Genomic DNA, 21,698 nt, shown 5'->3' on the forward strand with positions numbered 1-21,698 from the left:
CTATCTCTCCCATCGAATTTCATATCTTCCACTACTGTATACCTGACCTTCGTAGCCAGCCAAAGAAACTTCAGCCTGTGTCCCAACGGGAACCTGAAGAAGAAGATGAATTCCATTGCCTTCAACCATCCAATGAACAGCAATATCTCCATAAGCTGAAGCATAACGTGCCTTAACCTCTGTTAGACCACCACCAATGAGTGGGGCTACCTTGAACCGCTTATAACCTGCTTCTAATGGTTCAATCCCAGCAACACGTCGGTAAAGAAAGTCTCCGACCGCACCACTTGCGTAGTGGTTGTAAGAAATCATCTGATCTGTACCGTCATCTCCAATCGGACACTGACCGTTTTCATCTAAGCCATCCCATCGTTCCCAAATAGTTGTTGCTCCCATTTTCACTTCGTAAAGCCAAGACGGACAGACATCATTTAGCAACATTTTATAGGCAACATCTTCATAGCCATTATCGGCCAAGGCAAACAAGATATAGGGCGTGCCTGGGAAACCTGTTCCTATTTTGTACTTATTTTTCTTAACCATTGAAACAAGTCGCTCTAGCGCTATTTTTTTAGCTGATTCACTAAACATATCATAGTAAATCGGAAGTACATAGCCCGTTTGGAACTCTTCTTTCAACTGACCATTTTTCGTCAATAACTGCTCATAAGCTTGAGCTGTTTTTTGACTCACCTCTTGGTAATATTCTGCATCTTTTTCAAATCCTAATAAACGAGCAATTTCTGCAACTAGCTGGCTTGTATTTTTCAAACTAGCCGTAGCAGTATATTTACTGCGCTTCTGCCACTGTGACATTTGAGGTACATCCGGCGCGACCCAATCGCCAAAATGTAAGGAATGATGAGTATGCCAGATATAGCGATGAAGACCAAAACTACCTAGTCCAGCCCAAAATTTGCAAGCATCCACATATTTCTTCATCATAGGATAGTATTGAGCAAGTATGCGTTTATCACCTCGTGCTTGATATTGAGCCCAAGGTACAAGAATACACGCATCACCCCAAAAATCAATCGCCATTGTAGGCATGGTTACTGGGAATCCAAATCCCTGAACCGGTACAGTATTGGGAATACCCCCAGTCGGTAATTGCTCATTTTGTACATCTGTTAGCCATTTTTCTAGAAAGCGACTCATATCAAATAAGTAGGTCGCAGTTGGTGCAAAAACAGCAATATCCCCTGTCCACCCCATTCGCTCATCACGCTGAGGACAGTCTGTGGGAATATCGACAAAGTTCGACTTAGAACTCCACACAATATTTGACTGCAGTTGGTTTAATTGAGGATTGGAAGACTCAAAACTTCCGGTTTCCTCTATATCAGAGTAAAGAGCAACTGCTGAAATGCTCTCAATATCTGCTACCTCAATCCCTGAAACACTAATATAACGAAAGCCCATATAGGTAAATTCAGGGCGATAGGTTTGACGTCCTTCGCGACAGGTATAGGTTAACGTAGCTTTAGCAGTACGTAAAAAAGTTGTATTAAGGCGACCATCTGGATGTAAAATTTCAGCATGTCGAATCGTAATCTGTTGACCTTTTTTTCCACGAACCGTCAGTTGGACAAGACCAGCAAAATTTTGTCCAAAATCATAAATGATTTCACCAGCTTCCTGTCTGATAGTTTGAGGATAAAAGACTTCATGTGCCTTTACCAATGAGCCATAAGTTGAAGAGATACAGGGGCGAATACTCACCATTTCTTTACTCGCAGCATGGAAAGAGAGAGAATGCAATTCTTTTGTGGCATTATAGCTTTCACCATCATAAAAATCAGCCATTTCCCAAGGTCCCTCAGTCGTTACGCCCCATGATTCATCGCTAACAATGACTTCTTGCTCACCATCTTCATATGTTACATGAAGTTCCATTAAGAGAGCTTGACGATTTGCTGTAATACGATTTTTCCTAGTATAGATAAAGCTACCAACTGCCCAGCCACCGGCAACCGTTACGTAGATATGATTCTGATCTGATAACTGATCCGTCACATCATATACTTGGTATTGAAGATTCGTCTTATAAGAAGTAAATCCAGGAGCAAAATAATCTTGTCCCGTACGTTGCTCATTTATAAAAATTGTGTAGATACCTAGAGCTGTTGAATAAATTTTAGCTGATTGTATGGGCTTTTTGAGTGAAAATGCTTTATGAAAAGTCATGGGATTCGGGGAAATCTTTTTTTCTACAAAACGATATGTTCCGTCTGTTATCCAATTTGCTTGCCACGGAATTGCCAATCGTCCTGTCTCAAAGGTCATGCGGGCAGTAGCAGTCTGACCATGATTATCTACCACCATCAGTTCGGCTTCATATTTCGTAAAAGGCTGTAAAGCAGGTCCTTGGTATTCTAAGGCGATCTGCTCTCCTGTCTCAAGCGTCCAGCCATTCACCGTTAATGTAGCTTGCTCAACAAAAGTAGCTTCTAAATCGCTCTCTAATTGATAAGAAAAGGCAGGATGCTCTTTATCCGTCACACAATTCTTTTCAAGATTCTCACATGTAAATTTTGTAATTTTTAACATCTCGTTTATTTATCTCCTATTCTTACTGTATTTCTTAACTATCTAAAGCAAATCTAGGAACTATCTTTCCTAGATTTAATTGAAATAACTAAGTCATTTAGTAAAAAGCAAAAGTAGGGTGGTACCACAATCCATGGGCACCCTACTACTGCTAACAATACTCTATCCCTCAGTTGATAGAAAGGCTGTCATAACGGATAAGAACCAAGTAATGACAAATAATACCAAGAGCATAACTGCCTGAGTTGCTGCAGTTGTCGCTGCTGCGTTACCTGCTTCAAGATTCGAAGCAAAAATGTATCCAAATGACTCAACTCGCATTGCTAAAAATTTGACCCCTGAAAAGATAATGAAAGATGGAAGTGCAAATTTAAAGACATTTGAGAAAATAAATTTTGCGCGTTGTGAATGAATGTGTTTCAACCCAAAGGGAACAAGACTAAGCATCAAGGTTGCGACTAAGGTCGTTAACACGACACTATTCATGTCTTGATAGTATGGTTGATTGACATTAGCAATGTAAAAACCTGTTACGACAACCAACATGATACTGACAATTACATTAGCATAAAACTCAATAGATTGTTTTAACGTTGACATCCTTATACTCCTTCCTTTCTACTCTTACAATTTTGACGGAAATACAAACCTCCAAAGACAAGTGCTAGAACACCTGAAGCCCCCATCATTCCATAGAAAGCTGTTTCCCACCATGGTGTCACACTAATGGTCTGAACATTTTGCGCCGCACTATTCGCATAGGCAAATAATTGATATTTCATATTCTCACGAGCTTTTGCAACAAATTCTTCATCTTGCTTGATAAGTTCAGTCGTGAAGTATGGCCATGTTTCATTTACTTCTTTCATGGTTTCGTTGGTTGAGAAGTCAGCAATCATTGACACACCGGCATTGATTAACATTTCTGGACGGAAATAACCAGCATTGTTATTCATATCTGTTGAAATCAAGCCTTGATAACCCCATTCTCCGCGCAGAATATTGGTCAATACGGCAGCTGAGCCGTTGACTGGAGTTGCACCAATCCGTGAGAAGGAGGCCATAACTGCCAAACCATTTCCTTCATCAAAAGCTCCTTGGAAAGCCCGAAGATCACCTTCACGCGCTTTTTGTTCATTCATATAGGTTGCAATACCAGAACGTTGTGTCTCTTGATCATTAAAGGCGAAATGTTTTGGTCCCACTAATACACCATATTCCATTGCTCCATCAACCGTCGCACGTGTCATATAGTTCGATAGCATGTCGTCTTCTGAATAGTATTCAAAGTTACGACCATTGTAGGCTGTGCGGTGTACATTAGCGCCAACGCCCCAAACAAACCAGTTGCCACTCATCAATCCATCGTTTCCTAGCAATTGCCCCCACTCTGTTACTAATGCCTTATTGAAGGTATTACCAAGAACAACTTCATTTGCCATTGTTCCCATATTGTAATTTGCATTTTTATCATCAGCATATTCTCCACGAGAGCTTAGGATATTTGAGAAGCCATTTGGCCCATCATTTTGATAAACGAGGGGCGAAGCAATTTCATTGATCACATCGCTGACGCTTCCGCCTTTAGAAATTTTTGCAATTAGTACATCGAGAGGAATTTGATTAACAAGTTCATTCCAACGAGGATCTCCTGCGTCGACGCTTCCGGCCAAATCAGACAGTTTTAAGTTCCCTTTAGAACCCTTTAAGTATTCTGTCTTCACTTCACCGTCCGCATCAAATTGATAGATTTCGTTTGTTAATTTTTGAACCCATTCATCCACTTTATCGCCATCAATTGTCAAATCATCATATTTTTTAGGGAATGTTCTCTCCCAATCACTACGTGATAGGTATGTTACATAATCTTTCTTGTAGTAATTAATATCTGCATCTTCCAATTGATTCACAATCTCGTTTCCAGTTTTCTTGGATTTAGCAAAACTGGTTTCATCAACTTGACCTTCTGAACCAATTACTTGATTAGTAGCCAAGGCTGCATTACCTAGCTCTTTTTGTCCTTGTGCAGCTAGGATATTGTTAACAGCAGCATGGGCGTTCTCACCAATGGCAAAGTAATAATTTCCACCATCTAAAATCAAACCACCTTTACCGCCTTTAGCAGTTGAATCCCAGCTAGTCATATATTTCATATCTGCTGTAATCGTAACTGTTTCAGATTCTCCAGGTTTCAACTCTTTTGTTTTTTCCATGCCAAGAAATTCAAGAGCAGATTTTTCAACCTGATGTTGTTTGTCGTAATCGGTGTATGGTGCTTGATAGTAGAGTTGGGCGACATCTTTACCAGCTACATCTCCTGTATTTTTTACCGTTACACTTGCTGTAACAGTTTGGGCATCCGGATCTACTTTGACACTATTTAGTGTTTGCTCAAAAGTTGTATAAGATAGACCATAACCAAAAGGATAGCTTACTTCATTCTCATATTTCCACGATGACGCTCCCTTAGACGCTCCTTTAGCACTAGAGGCATTTCCTTGTCCCAACACGCTATCGTAGTAACGAGATTCATAATATTTATATCCTGTATAGATTCCTTCCGCTTCAACCAAATAGTAGTTTGCAGCCATAGCTGGTTCTCCTCCGAAACTTCCTAGAGGAGAAGTTGGAGATAAATTCCCCATCAATGAATTTGGGGCAGTAATCTTAGAAAGATCTTTTAACTCAATACGACCAAAGTTTTGAGAGGCAGGAGCAACTGAATTATCAACTGCATAAGTATCTGCCAAATGCCCTGAAGGATTTGCTTTTCCACTCAAAACATCTGCGACACCATTCATCCCATAGGCACCAGGGAAGCCGATATACAGGATTGAATCAACTTTTTCATCTTTTTTGAGTTCTTCAATTTCCATCACAGAACCGCTATTGACAAGCACAATGACTTTGTCAAAGTTATCCTTGGCCAATTGAAGAATTTCTTTTTCGTTCTTACTAAGGGAAAGAACACTATCCGTTTCATATTTCTTTGTGTCAATCCCTTCTGCACCCGGATAATAATCATTTCCTTCAGAGCCAGGACGCGAAATCACAACGATAGCTGCATCATTATATTCCTTAAAGCTATCTTGGTAGTCAGCTTTTGCTTTCCCTTCTGTCGTATAGCTAGAAATAGCTGGCTCAGAAGGTTCATATGGTGTTGAAAATTCGGCCGGTCTATGGCCATAGATAGGAGCAGTTCCTGTCCAAGTCTTCTTTTCACCCGTTTGGACTTCACCAAAGGTTTTATAGATATCCAGCATGGTTGGATTCACATCAAATCCAGTATCAGTCAAAGCTGTTACTAAATCAACCTGATCTTCACTCGTTACTGTACTGCCAATTACACCTCCAAGGAAAGGATATTGGCTTCCCATTCCAAACAAGGTAACCTTCTTATTTTTTAAAGGCAAAGTAGCTTTTGCATTTTTTAATAAGACACTTCCTTCCTCAGAAACGCGTTTTCCTAAATCCTTATGCGCAGCTACTAAAGCATCTGTCGTTTCATAAATCGGCTTAAATTTATCATCACTTGTTGTCATTGTACTTGAAGTACCAAGTGCAAAGTCAATTGAACTCCGCCAAGTATTCACAATTCCAGTTGCACTAGCTAATGCTACCGAAGATGATAGGAACAATGCTGACATCCCACGAAATACTCTACCTGAGTTTTTCATTTTTTAACCTCCGTATATCTTTTGGCTTTCTCAAACAGGCGACTAGCTCTAGAAACTATTCCTATTATGAAAGCGGTTTTCGTTTATGAAATTATTATAGCGAAAAAGAAAACGATTACAACACTTCTGTCGTATATCGTCTTTTTTTCGTCGTAATTGGACAAACACTAGATTACTGTGGTGGAAATAAAATAGAAAGCTCAAACCAACCGTCACGTGTGAGAATCTCTAAGGAACCTCCATACTGGTGTACAATCGACTGGATGCTTTTTAAGCCAAAGCCGTGATATCCTTCTTCTGCCTTCGTCGTTTTCGGAAGATTGCCTACAAATTCCAAATCCCCTTCAAATCGATTTTCCAATCGAATACGGACAAATCCCTTGGTCTTTGTCACCACTAAATGAATCAACCGCTGTTTCTTGTCCTCAATTTTTTCTGTATTTTCAATTGCATTATCCAGCATATTTCCTAGTAAAGTCATCAATTGAACTGCATCTAGAAATTCCAAAGACTTTCCATCTACAACAGTTGTAAATTCAATCTCTTTTAATTGACATTGAATCGATTTTCCAGTCAAAATGGTATCGACAATCGGGTGCCCTGTACGATTCTGTGCCTCGTATAATTTAATATCTTTTTCAACCTGATCTAAATAGGCTTGACCTTCTTCTGTGCTCATTCCTTCCCGAATAGCCTGAATCTGGTATTTTAAATCATGGTATTTCTGATTAACCACATTCATACTTTGCTCTAACATCGCGTAATTCGCATGTTGAGTAGAAAGTATGTCTTGCAGTTTGTCTTTTTCTGTCCGTGCTTTTAGCCCACTAATCTGAAAATGATACGCATTTAGAAGAGCTACTCCTGCAAAATCTACCAAGGTTCGAATGAGAAATAATTCTTTTGACACATTCACACTGAAGACACTCTCGCCTACAACATAGCTTAAATTGCTCATCACAAAAACTGCTATACCAATCATTAGAGTAGAAACCATCTCACGGTTACTTATCGATAAGTGATGATTAAACTGTTTCAACTCTTTTTCTAAAAAGTACAGACTACACACCACAATCGGCAAAGTAACCAACATTCCTAAGGCATAAGTTGTATACTGGACCCGTATCTGGAAAAGAGTCGCCACATAAAATGTAACCTGCCATGCTAGCGAAGCGATAAATTCTCCAGTAATAAACGTCCGAACAGCAAAATAGATACTGGTTTTGACATCATACCGGCAGGCTAGATGAATATCGTATAAAATCAAGGCTAGATATAACAGCATCATCGGAAGAAAAATAATCGTAATCCCATCACTCATGGTCATTAAAACCATTAAAGTAAGCAAGAACCCTATCTGAAGACCAACTAATGAAGGTCCCTGTAAGCGTTTCGGACTCAGCCAGATACTAAAACAGGCACTAACCCAATAAGCCCATGCATAAAATAAGCCAGGTGTGTGTTGTAAGACTGCTTCTGTCATTTTCCAACCTCATTTAGATAATGATTCATTCTATCTAAAAATTCCTTGCGTCTAGCTCTACTGACTGGTATCCTATTTTCTCCGACCAGCACATCATTATCTTCCAGCCCATCCACATAGTCTAAATTAATGATACAACCACTATTACAGCGGAAAAATGGCAAACCTTCTAACTCTTTTTCCAAAGCCTTTAAAGTCCCTCTAACACTAATCACTTCTTCTACCAAGTGATATTCAATCTCATGATTGTGGACTTCGACATATGCCAATTCATCTGTTGAAATGCGTTTGACATTGTTATACCGACTAATCAATAGTTGCTTGCCCTGTTTTTTCGTCATGCGCTCCAACGCTCTCGTTATTCGCTGAGCAAAAGCAAAATAATTGATGGGTTTTAAAACATAGTCCAGGGCTTCAACGGCATAGCCTTTCATAGCATAGTGCATCATATTTGTTATAAAAATAATCACAACATCTCGATCACGCACACGAATTTTTTCGGCCGCAGTCATCCCATCCATTCGATCCATTTCAATGTCCATCAAGATAATATCGACGTTGTCAGGATAGTTCAAGACAATTTCTTCTCCATCTTTGTACCGTGTCCATTTAAACTGAGTATCTTGTTCCCGTTCATAACGCTGCAAAAAATCAATCAAGGTTTGAGCATATCCATCATCATCTTCAACAATTGCTATCCGAATCATTCTCTCCTCCAATCCACTCACCATTATACCATTTTAAAAGAGAGATTCAATGTATTATTTTGCTGCTTCGATGGCTTACTCATCAACTATCTCCTCTAAAAAATCTGGTTGCATGATTAAAAAGAGGAGTGAGACAAACCATGATGAACGTGTCATCCACAAAAGAATGTAATCTAGAAGAATACGTATAAAAAATCGGTATTTCGCAGAAATCGATTTCCCCCACTTCTTTATTTCTGGGTTCCGGCTAAACTACTCCACTGGATTTGTTTACTCTCACCCCTGTAAGTTGACGCTGTTTGTAGAATGTTGATTTATCAACGTTTTACAAACCCGACAACTACTGCGTCGAACTGTTAAAACTACAAAAGTAATGAGGTCAGGGATTTTTGTCTTACACTCCTCAATTGTTATCCTATAAATCAACGATAACCGTATTATTCCTTCCTTCAACGATAACCTTAGTTTGTGGAGCTGACTTCTGTACAATAAGAAGTGCTCGACCATTATAAGTAGTGGTTATGTTTGATTGATAATGGTAATCTGGTTTCGGATTACCACTACCAAAACCTAGAATTTCAGCACCACTCACTTCGACAGATAATAGACAATCCTGATTTGTAATCAACACATCATTTTCATCTTCTAACGCAAGGGAAATATAGGTCAAATCTTCATTTTCTTCAACAGTTGCTGTAAGGTGCATCGTTGCGACATCCGCGCTAGACAAAATTGTTTCTCCAATTATTTGCCCATTTTGGTAGTTAATTGCTTTTAACACTCCTGCTTGGTAAGGAAGCTCAAAATAAGTGACATGTGCTAAATTTGTTCCAACTTCTTTGATTTCTACTAATTCATCATTCAAGTAGAGAGCGACTTGCTCTCCTGGTGCATAAACTTCAACTATGACAGGTTGTCCTTCATGACCATTCCACGTCCAGGAACTGATAGAATCAGACAGAACCCACGGAGTTTTAATCAATTTTTCACCGTAATGCGTAGGATTTTGAACTGCGATATAGGGAGCACGACGAAAACCAAAAACAATCTCTCGATAATAGGATAGAGGCCTCCTTACTCCAGTAATATCGATGTCGCCTGTGTAGGCTAATTGACATGGAAACTGAGCACTAAATCCTCCCTCTCCAAACCGATAGGCCGGAACACCAACACCAGCTTCACCAATATAGTCCCACCCAGTCCATGTGAAATCACCAATCACACTTGGCAATTGTTGAATGATGGTCCAATTCCGCGCAATTTCGGGTGGGTAAGTTTCACTACCAACCATTATTCGATTTGGGTACTGCTTGCTGTCGACTTCATATCGAGCCGTCATATAATTGTAGCCGGCAATATCTGTTGCTGCAGTAGCCAGTTCGAGTTTTTCTCCAACAATGGGATGAGTAACAATTTCATCTAATCGTTGATCAATCAAGGTCATAAAATCATTGACGTTCCCTTCAATATCAGTAGATTGAGCAGCAACATCTGCCATAATCTCTGGAATGCGATCACCAGAAGCAAAAATACCATTAATACCTGCTAGGGTCGGCCGAGAATTGTCTATTGCCTTAATTGCATCATGGATTTTCTTAGCTAGATAACTACCATGCTCTGTCGCAATTTCAGGGATTTCATTGCCAATGGAATAAAGAATCACACTAGGATGATTGTAATCTGAATCAACCATGGCCTTCACATCCTTTTCCCACTGTTCTTCAAATACTAGACTGTAATCAAAATCACTTTTAAAACGAGTCCACATATCGAACGTCTCATCCATGACATACATTCCCAATTCATCACATGCCTTCAACAGAGCTGGAGCAGCTGGATGATGCGCCATCCGAATTGCATTAAATCCTGCATCTTTTAAAATTCTTATTTGGCGCCTGTGGGCTGTTTCGTAGGTTTTTGCTCCTAGCAACCCACTATCATGATGGATACAGGCTCCTCTCAACTTAACAGGTTGGCCGTTTATCCGTAATCCTCGCTTGCTATCAACATGGATTGTGCGAATACCGAACTGTTTACTAACTTCATCAATAACGAAACCTTTCTGAAGAATTTTTTGCTCAATTTTATACAGAATTGGTGTTTCTGCAGTCCAAAATGTCGCATTAGTTAGCAGATACTGGTGGCTATAGTACTCTTTTTGTCCTGTTGGAAGAAAATACGGGCGCTCATCAGTTACAATTAGCTGATTTTCAGCATCAAAAATCCGTGTTTCAATAGATAAACGTTGTGGACGAGCAGTTTCGTTTTCAATTGCCACCCCAACTTCTATCAACGCATCCTGGCCATTCAACTCAACTGTCTTAACCCTGCTTCCCAGAGAAGAGAAATGTAGTTGTTCACTTTCTAGCAGATAAACATCTCGATACAGTCCACTTCCTGAATACCAACGACTATTGCTCATCGCACCATTTCGCACTTGAACACGAATCTCATTGTCTCCAATGTTCAAAAAGTCATGGATTGGAATTTCAAATGTCGTGTAACCAAAATGATGTTTACCTGCCAATTGACCATTGACATAGACGAAAGTATTCATATAGGAACCTTCAAATTTCAAAATGAACCTTTTATGCTGTACTTCCTTCGTTAGGGTAAAATTCTTCAAATAAACATAATTCTCGCCATCACGGAATCCTGTATTTCCACCATTTTGACTTTCCGAATATGGTTCTAGCTCAAGCATCGCATCATGTGGTACAGTTATCTCTCGAGCATGATTAGGAACATCCCAGACTAGGGCAAACGAATCCCCATCTTTCCAAAATTTCCAGCCTTGATTATATAGTGTTTCTTTCATGACATATCCTTTCTAATAGACAAGAACGACCCAGAGAAGATTATTCAACCGAGTCGTTGCCGCTTTATTTTTATTGAACTGTTAAAATAATCCTTTTATAAGATGTTAGAGGAGTATCACATTGATTCGAGATTTCTAACACCATATGGAATGTATCTCCTGTCTTAGCATCATCAGGGATTGTGACAGTCATAGTTGAAGTATGAACCCCTTCCATCTCAAGCAACCAAGTTTTTTCAATTGTACCTGAATGAATAGAGGTCACAAGCTCCATATCAGCAAAGACAGTTTTTTCCTCGATCATATCAATCTGACTGAAATCCCAATAAGTTGATACTTCTTCATAACACCACCATTTATACTCTAGTTGCAAGTCATTTAAATCCCTTGCTTGCGCATCTAATGTTACTTTTTGACCGGCAGTTACTAAGTAATCAGCCATATCAGATATGACTGGATAGTGATTTGCCTGTTCAAACCGATCAGTTATACACCAATTAGCACGCGCAGCAAAATCTGACTGAATAGCTCTAATCCAACGAATAAAAGAATACTCTACTTCAAAACGTGAAGTTAGTGGATTATAGTCATAGGCACGATTTCGGTATATCTGTTTTTTTACCTTCTTAAAACGACCTCCCCAACCACCAAAGCTAGGATCTTCAAATCCACGTAGCGAAGCAGGCAATAGGTAAAAATAAGATAGTGAGTCACCTTCTGAAATAAAATCATATTGTCGGTAGTTCGGATGAGCAGTTAAATATGATTCTTGACCAAATTGTTCAGACTCTAACTCTCCTTCCAAGTAATGACCATCCCCAATCAAGGCATATTCCTCAAGAAGTTTTCCTTTACCAACAACATGATCTAGTTGCCATCTACTTTCAAATAATGATTTGGGCTCTGGATTTAAATTTTTCCAACCGTATGAAAAATAACCAAAGTTCATATCATCATACAAAATTGTTAAATTCCAGTTTGGTACAATATAGTCTCTGTATGTTGAATCTTGTTCTAAAATCATATAGAGCACCACTTTTGATTCGACCTTTTCTTTAATTTCTTCCCACTGAGGTGTATGTTCATATTGTTCTTGAATCGTTTTCAATGCGCGTGCAGTTGTATTTGTACCACCCCAAGATTGAATGTAGAGGGGACGCGAGTCATCATCTAGTATTAGTTCAGATAAAAAGCTCGATCCTTCCGTCTCTATTTCCATCTCCCCTACATCAGTAATGTTTCCGATCCTATATACTGAGTTTAATTCCTCAGGGGTAGGATAATCTTTATCGTGTTGAATGAGATTAGCATAGACTTCACCATACCGAGCAATCATCTTAGGAATCCAAGTTGTTCCCGTCCATCGATAAGATGGTTTTTCTGGAGTGCCACTATAGTGAAACATAGAGGAGGTCAGGATAATCCCCGCCACCTCCATATCATTTGCATAAAGTAATAAGCGAATGAAGGAATTGATATCATCAATTTCACCGTCTGTCGTCACAACTGTTCTTAATCTCGTTTTCATTTCCTCTCACCTTAAAAGCTCCCACTATGCTCCATGATTATCTTCAGAATGGTCACGAATCATGCTCTTCATAAGGGCAATATCATCATAGTGCTTCTCGACAGGATTAAATCGGAGACAAAGTAGCATAATACCACCCGTAATGATCGGTGCTGCAAATCGCATAAAATTCAAAACAAAAAGCGTCGCCTCATTTTGTTGTCCAATAGCACCTGCTACATATCCAACTAACCCAAGAATAAATAATGGTAAGGAATTACTCACTGTATTTCCACATTTTTGAGCGAATCCCTTAATAGACGAGATAACCCCGTTTGCTGAAATACCTTCTGTAAACTGAATATAGTCAATTGCATCATTCACCAATACATTTACAAGAGCATTTTGCATAGAAGCTAATGCTGTTGCTACAAATGTTAGTACGCACAGTACGATAAAATTAGATTTTCCAACAAAGAATAGAATCGCATAAACAAGTGAGGATGATAAAACTGAAAAGATGAGTGCTCTTTGTCCAGTTTTAAAAATTCGTAAAACAATTGGAAGTAAAAAGACCATTGATACTAAGGCTCCCATAGAAACAACCAGCATATACGTTTCAATTAAATCAGGTCTTGCAAGATAATACATCACATAAAATACTGAAGTTGCAAACATCAATCCATAACCAAGTGAAGCCATAATCCACACAACAATAAACGGAGTTAATTCTTTATGACGTAAAATTCGTTTTAAATCTTGTGTTAATGGGCGTTCCGGAAGAGGTTCTACATATTTTTCTTTCGATACTGCAAATAGTCCCCAGAAGGAAATACATGAAAAAAGTCCTAAAATAAGCATTAACGGGATATAACCGTTCGAAATTCCAAAGATATTCTCAAAGAATGATTTCAGACTAAGAGCATATGAAGAGCCAATTGTAAACATTAAAGCCGTAAAGCCAGCACCTAACATAATTACACGATTTCGTAATTGATCATCTTTTATATGAGCTGGTAAAACAGACATTTGTGGCATTGTATACATAGTGACAGTCATACCATACCCAATGTAGATAATCATGTAGTACCAAATGTTATTTTTGCCTAATCCAGGATTAAACCACAGTAAGGTGGCAAAAAAAGTTAATAAAACAGGCGCTGGAATAAAATAAGGTCTATATCTTCCCCAGCGTGTCTTTGTCCTATCTGCCACAACTCCCATGATTGGATCGTTTACTGCATCCCAAAACGTTGCCGCAAGCATTAAACCTGCTACTGCCGTCGGGGCAATCCCGACTGTATCTGTTAAGTAGACACTGAAATAACTACCAATAATCGCCGCTATCATCATAGCTGTACCGCTAACAGATGAAGCATGGAAAAAAGCAAATTTCCGCTCAAAGATTTCTTTTGGCTGTTGATTTTCCATAAGATAAACTCCTTTTTGATTTATTTTTATCTTTTACAATTATCAGTATATCAACAAGAAAGCGCTATCTCTATATCTGAAAATCAGATGTTTTCTGTTCATTTCGTAGGTATAAAAAATACAGTGTCCCTTTCAAAACTTGTCAACAATCATTTTCTATCGTTCTCAAACGTTTATGAACATCAATAAATTCCTCTGCAACAATTTTAAACCCTTCTGCACTAATTAGCTGATCTTCAGCATGAAGTAGGAGCAAATTAATTGCTGGACCATCTCCACTTGCTTCTTTTTGAATCAACTCACTATGCGCATGGTGACCTTGAATAAATACTTGTTCCCCTTCTTTAATTAAGGCTTCCGCTTCCTCAAATTGACCTACTTTTGCCAATTGGATTGCTTCAATATAACAACTACGAGCCGTTCCAACTGCTGAAATAATTTGAAATGCGACAAGTTCATTACCTTCCATCGTTACTTCCCTTCAATCAATTCAATAGCACGATTCACAACTGCTTTTCCATCCATCATACCATAAGCTGTCATATCAATTGCTTCAACAGGACAAGAAACCTGTTCCCTCACTGCATCAATCTGAAAACGAACTTGTGGACCTAAAAATATAACGTCTGCTGTACTACCTTCTTTTTCTGCTTCAGCAATAGGGTAAGCAGCAATACTACATTCAATGTCAAGTTCCTTAGCTGCTACTTTCATCTTTTCAACAAGCATACTTGTAGAAAGTCCAGCGCTACACAACAATACAATTTTTTTCATGATTTTTCCCTCTTTATTTTTATTCTGCTTTCGCTTCTTCTCTCAAAGCTTGATTATCTAAGACTTTGAAGAATGGATAGTAAATTAGTCCAGAAATGACTACTGCAACAAGTTGATAAATACCAAATGATAAACTACCTTGAGATAGTCCACCAATAAGTGGTGGTAAGGAACCTGCTCCTAGAATTCCGATTGGAGGAGTCACAATTCCAATTTTCATCAAGAAATATCCGAGTCCTGATACGATAATTGGAACAATAAGAAATGGAATTAGTAAAATAACATTCAACATTACTGGCATTCCAAATATAACCGGTTCATTCACACCAAAAATCCCTGCTGGAAAGACCGCCTTACTAAAAGATTTATACCGCTCACTTTTTGCAAAGAAGAACATAATAGTAACCAAACCTAAAGTTGCACCACTACCTCCTAAATTTGCTAAATCATATAATGCAAAACTAATTAAATTTGGAGCAACTTGACCTGCTTGAACTGCTGCGGTATTCTCAGCTAAGTACCCCAGCATAATTGGCATGAAAATTGGTAAAACAGTTAGTGAACCATGAATTCCAAAGAACCATAAAAGATTTGCAATCAATACAACAAGTAAGAATGCCGGCAATGTACCTGTTAGGGACTGAAGTGGAGTCTGTAGTATTTTATAAACAAATTCTGTAGCTGAATTGAAAGAAGTCATCGCAAATGACACTTTAACAATAGCAAATAAAACTCCTATCACGGTAACCGGAATTAAAGCAGTAAAAGATTGTAGCACCATAGGCGGTACACCTTCTGGCAACTTAATTGTTATATTTTTTTCAACAAAGAAGGCCATCATCTTTGTACAAACAAGACCTACAATAATTGCTGTAAAAACACCTTTCGCTCCTAAAAAACTAGTATCTAAAAAAGTAACTCGTTCTACTAACTCTGAGTTAAGAGGAATTAGCAGAAGAAAAGAAACCATACTAATTAATCCAGTGCTAAAAGCATGTTTTTCTATCTTGAAATTTTGACTAGCACCATATCCAACACTGAACGCCATATATAATCCAGCCATATCAGTTGTAAATTTTGGAATAACATTAAAAACCTCCTTCAAATGGGTATGAGTTAGAAAATTAACATAAGGTTCCCACTGAATATTATTTAAAACTGTGAAAAAGGCTCCAAACATAATGATACTTAACAGACTCATTGAGCCTCCGCCAATACTTTTTATATATCTATTCCCAGCAAGTTTGTTCGCAAGTGGAATAAAATATTTTTCCATAAATTCTACAAATTTTTTCATCATTTTCTCCTCGTAAAATAAGTTTATGGGGATTTTTAATCCCAAGTGTTAACAATGTTATCACTTGACTATTGCAAGGTTTTCCAGAACAATAAAGTCATGGAATGGACTCATGGTTGTTTCTTTTCCTCCCTGTTGCAAAGTATTCAAAAAGAAGTCTGTTACCCAAGCCTTTGTCCTTACTTCCAACACACTAGCTGTTTCCGCAAACCTCACTTTCTGTATCTAAGAGGGTACAGACGGCAGGTGAGCTAGTAGGTAGAATTCTCTTATGCGAAGCTGTTGGTTCAGGGTGTTTCTAGAGAACCTTACAGTAGTCAAGAAAACTTCCAGTTTCAATTGAAATGTTTTGTCGGTTTAGACGTTAACTCTAAATATTAGAATGTTTTATTTTCTCTTGATACCAATAATAACTTTTCTTCGGAATTCGGGCACATTCTTTCAAGTCTGTATCTGTTCGATCAACATAAACAAGACCATATCGTTTAATAAATCCTTGGTGAGAGCTAACTAAGTCCAAAAATGACCAAGTAGAATAACCTAATAATGGATAACCATCCGCCACAAATCGCTCGCATTGCGCAATGTGTTTTTCGAGGTAATCAATACGGTAATCATCATTGATCCTCCCATCCTCTACTACATCAGAATAAGCCAAGCCATTCTCTGTCACAATCATCGGCAAATGATAACGCTCGTAGACATCTCTCATTCCAGTATACAGTCCTTTTGGATCGATACCAAATTCCATCCATTTTGTCTTTTCTAAGTATTGATTATTACCCAAAGTAAATAATTCATTTCGATAAAACGGTGGCAGTTTTAAAGAATCATCACTAGTTTTTTTCGCTCGAATACATGTACTACAATAATAGTTGATTCCGATAAGGTCTGGACGATTTGTCGTTAACACCTCATCATCGCCTACTTCAACTTTTGGAAACCATCCTTGTTCTTCTAGGTATCGTGTATATGACTTTGGATAGCGACCAAAGACAGACATGTCTAAAAAGCAATTTTGTAGAAAATCTTGCGCATCTTTTGCGGCTTGAACATCCTCTGGCGAAGAAGTTTCTGCATAAACAACCTGCATAGAGCAAACCGGCCCAATCTTTCCATCTGGTACTAGCGTCCTGAATAAACGGATAGCCATCTTTTCAGCAAGAGACATATGATAACTCATTTGATACATATCTTTCATGCCTTGTTCTTCTGAAACATTGTGATTTCCATTTAAATCTTTCGCTGCTACCGCAATCATCTGTTCATTGATGGTTCCCCACATTTTGATACGATCACCAAAAGCCTCAAAACATATCCTTGCATAATTCACAAAATCATTGATACATTCTCTTGATTTCCATCCTCCATAATCATCTATCAAATGCTGTGGCATCTCAAAGTGATATAAAGTAGGAAATGGGGTAATACCATATTTTAAACACTCATCAATAATTTGATTATAGAATGCAATTCCTTCAAGGTTAACCCTTTTTCCATCTCCCATTATTCGAGTCCAATTGAACGAAAACCGATAGAGAGACAATCCCAATTCAGCCATCAATCGAATATCTTCTTTCCAATGATGAAAGTGATCCGAAGCAACTCGGTTATCCGCAATTCCTTCTGGTACATTTCGAACATCCGTGGTAGCTACTCCTTTTCCACCTAAGTCGAATCCACCCTCAACTTGAAATGCAGAAGTGGATGCCCCCCAGTAAAATTTTTCCGTACTCTTCATTTTGTTCCTCCATTCATTTTTCTAACCTTAGTTTAACAATTTTTAGATCCTAAAGCGAGGTCAATTTGGAAGACAAAATTTCAAGAAAAATAAAAAGTTTCATGTTTTGAAACTTTTTATTTATAATTGATAAAATAATACATTATTAACAATTCAATGACATGCAGTAAAGATAATCTTCCCTCTGTTTCCGAATTGTTCTTATTACATAGAATAATTTCATCCGCATCACGTAATAATTTGGAATTATGTTCCATCGTGATTGCAATAACTTTCGAACCTTTATTTTTTAGCATTCGGATAATTTCACTTGACCTGTAAAAATAGCCCCCTTCAAGAGAAGCAATAATGGCAACACTATTCTCACTAAAATCACCTATAATCTCACGCTGCTGTTCAAAATTCCAAGGTAGGTGAATATACTTATTGCATTCTGCCATTTTCTTTTGATAATGTTGTCCCAAAATAGTCGCAAATTCTAATCCTAGGTAGACCACATCATCAGCTTTATATATCCAATCGGAAATTTTTTCAATTTGATCCATATCAATATTTTGTAGATTATAATCTAGATTTTCTTTCGCGCTGACTGTGTATCGCTCAAATAGTGGCAAAATATCTGCACCTTTTGCTTTTAGTACATTAGAAGAATAATCAACATCTATACTAATATAACCTTCACATTCTTTTTTAAATTCGCTAAAAGAAGAAAAACCTAATGACTTTACAAATCTTGAAATAGAAGCTGGAGAAACAAAACATAAATCTGCCAAATCATAAATGGATATTTGTGGAATCTGCCTGAAATTCTTTAATATTCCTCTAGCGATGGAAAACTGAGTTTTATTTGAAATTGAATCATTCATGAGTCGCAATAAAATTGCCATAACCGTAATATTTTCCATATTTTTTTTATCTCCAAATTCTGAACTAACACTAAATCTAAGTATAACATGAAGCTATTTGTTTTACAAATATACTAAAAAATGATCTGCTAAGAATGTAGCAGACCATAAAAATAAGTCCCTCTCCAAGTAATTTCAAAATTATTTTACTCGCTCACTTATCCATTCCCAAATAGTTTGACCATCTTTATTAACAACTTCATTATTAAAGAAGTATACCCAGGATGAATGACCGCCAAAATTATATGGTTTTCCTTCTTCATCCAAAATATTTCCATCCAGATTAACAACACTATCAAAAATAACTGTTTCTAATTTAGTAGCTCCAGCAAGTTTAAGCCTTTGAATCGTAGGCTCCTCATACTGTTGCGGCACAACAAGCGGATCATCTTTGGAATAAACGAAATAGAGTGGCAAATCCTTTAACGTTTGAATATCTTCATCCGTTAAAAACTTGTCTTCCATAGCCTCACAAATTAGTACATATCCATCATATTCTGTAGCATAGGTCTTGGCAAGTAGCATTCCCATAAAACCACCATTTGAACAACCTGCAATGATAATTTTTTTGGAACCAGTCTTTTCCTTATAAAATGCAATCAATTCATGCAACGATTTCGTATAGTAGGAGCTTCCATTTGAAATAATTCTACCTTCAACTAGGGAGTCCTGTCCTGTTTTATCCATCCAAAAACTAGGACTTTGAGGAACTAAAATGTTTGCCCCTCCGATTGAATTTTGAAATTCTTCTTTCCCCAAAATGGCTGCTTCATTTCCTAATAACGGCATTTTGGAATCAGTGTTTTTTACTCCTCCTTCTCCTAGACCATGTAACCAAACAATTAGGGTTTCGCTTTTTTGTGTTGGATTATAAAAAGCATATTGATAAGTTGTCCCGTCGCTAGCAGTATACTGATCAAAAGCGAAATTGTCTACAGAGGTGTACAATTTTTCCATTTCGGGTTTAATAACGAATTTAGAAACCGAGCTTCCCGAAGAAGTTACGGATGCATTATTCACAAGTTTAATATCCAACTTATATATATCAGGATAGCGATTTGTAAATGTCTCTGGAGAAATATAAAAATATCTTCCTTCTGTCGGTCCTACCTTAAGAGTAAGCGTTATATATTCTGAAGCATTTGACTTTTTATATCCTTTTTCATCACTAGTAAAAACCTCAAGAACTTTTCGCTGATTCTCAGTCTCCTGCACACCTTTTTCAGCTTCCATAAAATTAAACGTATTTTTTGATTCAGTCACAATAAAATCCTTTGCCGAAAGAGTCTTTGTATCTATCTTGTGATCTTGAATAGGTTACACTAAACTAGACAAAAATTATAAAGTGTTCTACACTGAACTAAAGAAAAGAGGAATCCCTTATGTCTAGAAAACCACGTCGTCACTTCACCGATGATTTCAAAAAACAAATCGTTGACCTTTACCAAGCAGGGAAAAAGCGTAGTGAGCTCATCAGAGAATATGAGCTAACCCCTTCAACCTTCGATAAGTGGGTGAAACAATCCAAAACAACTGGATCGTTTAAGACCGTTGATAACCTTACTGCTGAACAGCGCGAGCTGATTGCCCTCAGAAAACGAAACAAAGAGCTTGAAATGCAGGTTGACATCTTAAAGCAAGCAGCGGTGATTATGGCGCAAAAAGGGAAGTAATCACCGCTAATAAAGATAAATACAAAATTGTAGACATGTGCCGTTGCTTAAATATCCCGCGTTCTAGCTATTATTACAAAGCCGTTGAACCTGTATCTGAAGCAGAGATTGAAGGAAAGGTTAGAAACATTTTCTCTGAAAGCAAGTCCAGATACGGGGCTAGGAAAATCAAGAAATGCCTGGAAGCTGAAGGCATCTGCTTGTCTCTCCGACGGATTCGGCGCATCATGAAGCGCCTAAATTTGGTCTCTGTTTACCAGAAAGCTGTCTTCAAGCCTCGTTCTAAAGGGAAGAACGAAGCTCCCATTCCTAATCTCTTAGATCGACAATTCGACCAACACAAGCCTTTAGAAGCCCTTGTCACGGACTTGACCTATGTTCGTATAGACCAGCGTTGGGCTTACGTTTGCCTCATCATCGACCTCTTTAATCGAGAAATCATTGGCCTGTCAGTCGGTTGGCAGAAGACCGCAGATCTGGTAAAGCAAGCAATTCAGAGTATCCCTTATGCTTTAACCAAGGTCAATCTTTTTCATTCTGACCGTGGCAAGGAGTTCGATAATCAGCTGATTGATGAGATGCTAGTGGCCTTTGGTATCACCCGTTCTCTTAGTCAAGCTGGTTGCCCTTATGACAATGCCGTGGCTGAAAGCACCTACCGTGCTTTCAAGATTGAGTTTGTTTATCAAGAACAATTTTCAACACTGGAAGAACTGGCCATCAAGACAAGAGACTATGTCCACTGGTGGAACCATCATCGTATTCACGGTAGTCTCAATTACCAAACTCCCATAGCTAAGCGAGGTATCGCTTAAGAAAAACACTTTATAAGACTGTACAGAAAACTGTTGCCTTTTCATCTAGTTTTAAAGTTACTCTACTGATGCTCTCACCCCAATCATAGCCGTCTAGATATGCCGAATAGACTCCTCTGACTTCAATTGACTTTTTAGCACACCCACATAATAAGCATACGCATAATACTACTATACTAAAAAATATTTTTCTTGTTTTCATAACTTGCCTTTCTACGATCTTTAGTTAAAGTACAATCAAAAGTTAAAATATGCAACGTACAATACTTAAAAATCCTCCTTTCTTAAATGCACGAGATATTCTAGCTTCGCTTCCATCT

General features: G+C 38.0%; 15 protein-coding genes. 1 reads left to right on the forward strand and 14 read right to left on the reverse strand.

The window, feature by feature from the left end; genetic code table 11:
- The 14 genes from A4H00_RS09970 to A4H00_RS10035 form a co-directional block, all read right to left on the reverse strand.
- Positions 1-2,550, reverse strand: a complete 2,550-nt coding sequence (locus A4H00_RS09970) for an alpha-L-rhamnosidase (protein ID WP_067090516.1) — start codon at positions 2,548-2,550, stop codon at positions 1-3.
- Positions 2,551-2,712: 162 nt separating this feature from the next.
- Positions 2,713-3,150: a hypothetical protein gene (locus A4H00_RS09975; RefSeq protein WP_067090519.1), complete on the reverse strand. Its 438-nt coding sequence runs from the start codon at positions 3,148-3,150 to the stop codon at positions 2,713-2,715.
- A 2-nt stretch (positions 3,151-3,152) separates the two neighbouring features.
- Positions 3,153-6,227, reverse strand: a complete 3,075-nt coding sequence (locus A4H00_RS09980; protein WP_067090523.1) for a glycoside hydrolase family 3 C-terminal domain-containing protein — start codon at positions 6,225-6,227, stop codon at positions 3,153-3,155.
- Positions 6,228-6,399: 172 nt separating this feature from the next.
- A complete protein-coding gene (locus A4H00_RS09985) occupies positions 6,400-7,710 on the reverse strand; it encodes an ATP-binding protein (protein ID WP_067090527.1) in 1,311 nt (436 codons plus the stop codon).
- Complete coding sequence (locus tag A4H00_RS09990) at positions 7,707-8,417, reverse strand: LytR/AlgR family response regulator transcription factor (protein ID WP_067090531.1); 711 nt, start codon at positions 8,415-8,417, stop codon at positions 7,707-7,709. The genes A4H00_RS09985 and A4H00_RS09990 overlap by 4 nt, the downstream gene beginning before the upstream one ends.
- A gap of 415 nt (positions 8,418-8,832) precedes the next feature.
- Positions 8,833-11,235: a glycoside hydrolase family 2 TIM barrel-domain containing protein gene (locus tag A4H00_RS09995; protein ID WP_067090534.1), complete on the reverse strand. Its 2,403-nt coding sequence runs from the start codon at positions 11,233-11,235 to the stop codon at positions 8,833-8,835.
- A gap of 70 nt (positions 11,236-11,305) precedes the next feature.
- Positions 11,306-12,763 (reverse strand): DUF1593 domain-containing protein, encoded by a 1,458-nt coding sequence (locus A4H00_RS10000; protein ID WP_067090539.1) that lies wholly within the window; start codon positions 12,761-12,763, stop codon positions 11,306-11,308.
- Positions 12,764-12,787: 24 nt separating this feature from the next.
- Positions 12,788-14,173 (reverse strand): MFS transporter, encoded by a 1,386-nt coding sequence (locus A4H00_RS10005; protein ID WP_067090543.1) that lies wholly within the window; start codon positions 14,171-14,173, stop codon positions 12,788-12,790.
- Between the two features lie 142 nt (positions 14,174-14,315).
- A complete protein-coding gene (locus tag A4H00_RS10010) occupies positions 14,316-14,642 on the reverse strand; it encodes a PTS sugar transporter subunit IIA (RefSeq protein ID WP_067090545.1) in 327 nt (108 codons plus the stop codon).
- Positions 14,643-14,644: 2 nt separating this feature from the next.
- Positions 14,645-14,947, reverse strand: a complete 303-nt coding sequence (locus A4H00_RS10015; protein WP_067090548.1) for a PTS sugar transporter subunit IIB — start codon at positions 14,945-14,947, stop codon at positions 14,645-14,647.
- A 19-nt stretch (positions 14,948-14,966) separates the two neighbouring features.
- Positions 14,967-16,244 carry a PTS sugar transporter subunit IIC gene (locus A4H00_RS10020; protein WP_067090552.1) on the reverse strand — a complete coding sequence of 426 codons (1,278 nt, stop codon included), beginning with the start codon at positions 16,242-16,244 and terminating at the stop codon, positions 14,967-14,969.
- 370 nt (positions 16,245-16,614) lie between these two features.
- Positions 16,615-17,985, reverse strand: a complete 1,371-nt coding sequence (locus tag A4H00_RS10025) for a glycoside hydrolase family 1 protein (RefSeq protein WP_067090556.1) — start codon at positions 17,983-17,985, stop codon at positions 16,615-16,617.
- A gap of 116 nt (positions 17,986-18,101) precedes the next feature.
- Positions 18,102-18,890 carry a MurR/RpiR family transcriptional regulator gene (locus A4H00_RS10030; protein ID WP_067090560.1) on the reverse strand — a complete coding sequence of 263 codons (789 nt, stop codon included), beginning with the start codon at positions 18,888-18,890 and terminating at the stop codon, positions 18,102-18,104.
- A gap of 141 nt (positions 18,891-19,031) precedes the next feature.
- On the reverse strand, positions 19,032-20,204 hold the full coding sequence (locus A4H00_RS10035; protein WP_335339462.1) for an alpha/beta hydrolase: 1,173 nt from the start codon (positions 20,202-20,204) through the stop codon (positions 19,032-19,034).
- Between the two features lie 68 nt (positions 20,205-20,272).
- On the opposite strand from A4H00_RS10035, the gene A4H00_RS10045 reads away from it, so the two are divergent.
- Positions 20,273-21,378, forward strand: a protein-coding gene (locus A4H00_RS10045; RefSeq protein ID WP_099092148.1) for an IS3 family transposase whose coding sequence is annotated in 2 segments (ribosomal slippage) — positions 20,273-20,549 and positions 20,549-21,378 — 1,107 coding nt in all. Because the reading frame shifts where the segments join, the coding sequence is not laid out codon by codon here.
- The last annotated feature ends 320 nt before the right edge of the window (positions 21,379-21,698 follow it).

The organism is Streptococcus marmotae, from assembly GCF_001623565.1.
Taxonomy (GTDB): domain Bacteria; phylum Bacillota; class Bacilli; order Lactobacillales; family Streptococcaceae; genus Streptococcus; species Streptococcus marmotae.

What these genes read in the sequence shown, in the direction of transcription:
- A4H00_RS09970 (WP_067090516.1), bottom strand. Translation starts at nt 2,550, where the DNA reads ATGTTAAAAATTACAAAATTTACATGTGAGAATCTTGAAAAGAATTGT.
- A4H00_RS09975 (WP_067090519.1), bottom strand. Translation starts at nt 3,150, where the DNA reads ATGTCAACGTTAAAACAATCTATTGAGTTTTATGCTAATGTAATTGTC.
- A4H00_RS09980 (WP_067090523.1), bottom strand. Translation starts at nt 6,227, where the DNA reads ATGAAAAACTCAGGTAGAGTATTTCGTGGGATGTCAGCATTGTTCCTA.
- A4H00_RS09985 (WP_067090527.1), bottom strand. Translation starts at nt 7,710, where the DNA reads ATGACAGAAGCAGTCTTACAACACACACCTGGCTTATTTTATGCATGG.
- A4H00_RS09990 (WP_067090531.1), bottom strand. Translation starts at nt 8,417, where the DNA reads ATGATTCGGATAGCAATTGTTGAAGATGATGATGGATATGCTCAAACC.
- A4H00_RS09995 (WP_067090534.1), bottom strand. Translation starts at nt 11,235, where the DNA reads ATGAAAGAAACACTATATAATCAAGGCTGGAAATTTTGGAAAGATGGG.
- A4H00_RS10000 (WP_067090539.1), bottom strand. Translation starts at nt 12,763, where the DNA reads ATGAAAACGAGATTAAGAACAGTTGTGACGACAGACGGTGAAATTGAT.
- A4H00_RS10005 (WP_067090543.1), bottom strand. Translation starts at nt 14,173, where the DNA reads ATGGAAAATCAACAGCCAAAAGAAATCTTTGAGCGGAAATTTGCTTTT.
- A4H00_RS10010 (WP_067090545.1), bottom strand. Translation starts at nt 14,642, where the DNA reads ATGGAAGGTAATGAACTTGTCGCATTTCAAATTATTTCAGCAGTTGGA.
- A4H00_RS10015 (WP_067090548.1), bottom strand. Translation starts at nt 14,947, where the DNA reads ATGAAAAAAATTGTATTGTTGTGTAGCGCTGGACTTTCTACAAGTATG.
- A4H00_RS10020 (WP_067090552.1), bottom strand. Translation starts at nt 16,244, where the DNA reads ATGAAAAAATTTGTAGAATTTATGGAAAAATATTTTATTCCACTTGCG.
- A4H00_RS10025 (WP_067090556.1), bottom strand. Translation starts at nt 17,985, where the DNA reads ATGAAGAGTACGGAAAAATTTTACTGGGGGGCATCCACTTCTGCATTT.
- A4H00_RS10030 (WP_067090560.1), bottom strand. Translation starts at nt 18,890, where the DNA reads ATGGAAAATATTACGGTTATGGCAATTTTATTGCGACTCATGAATGAT.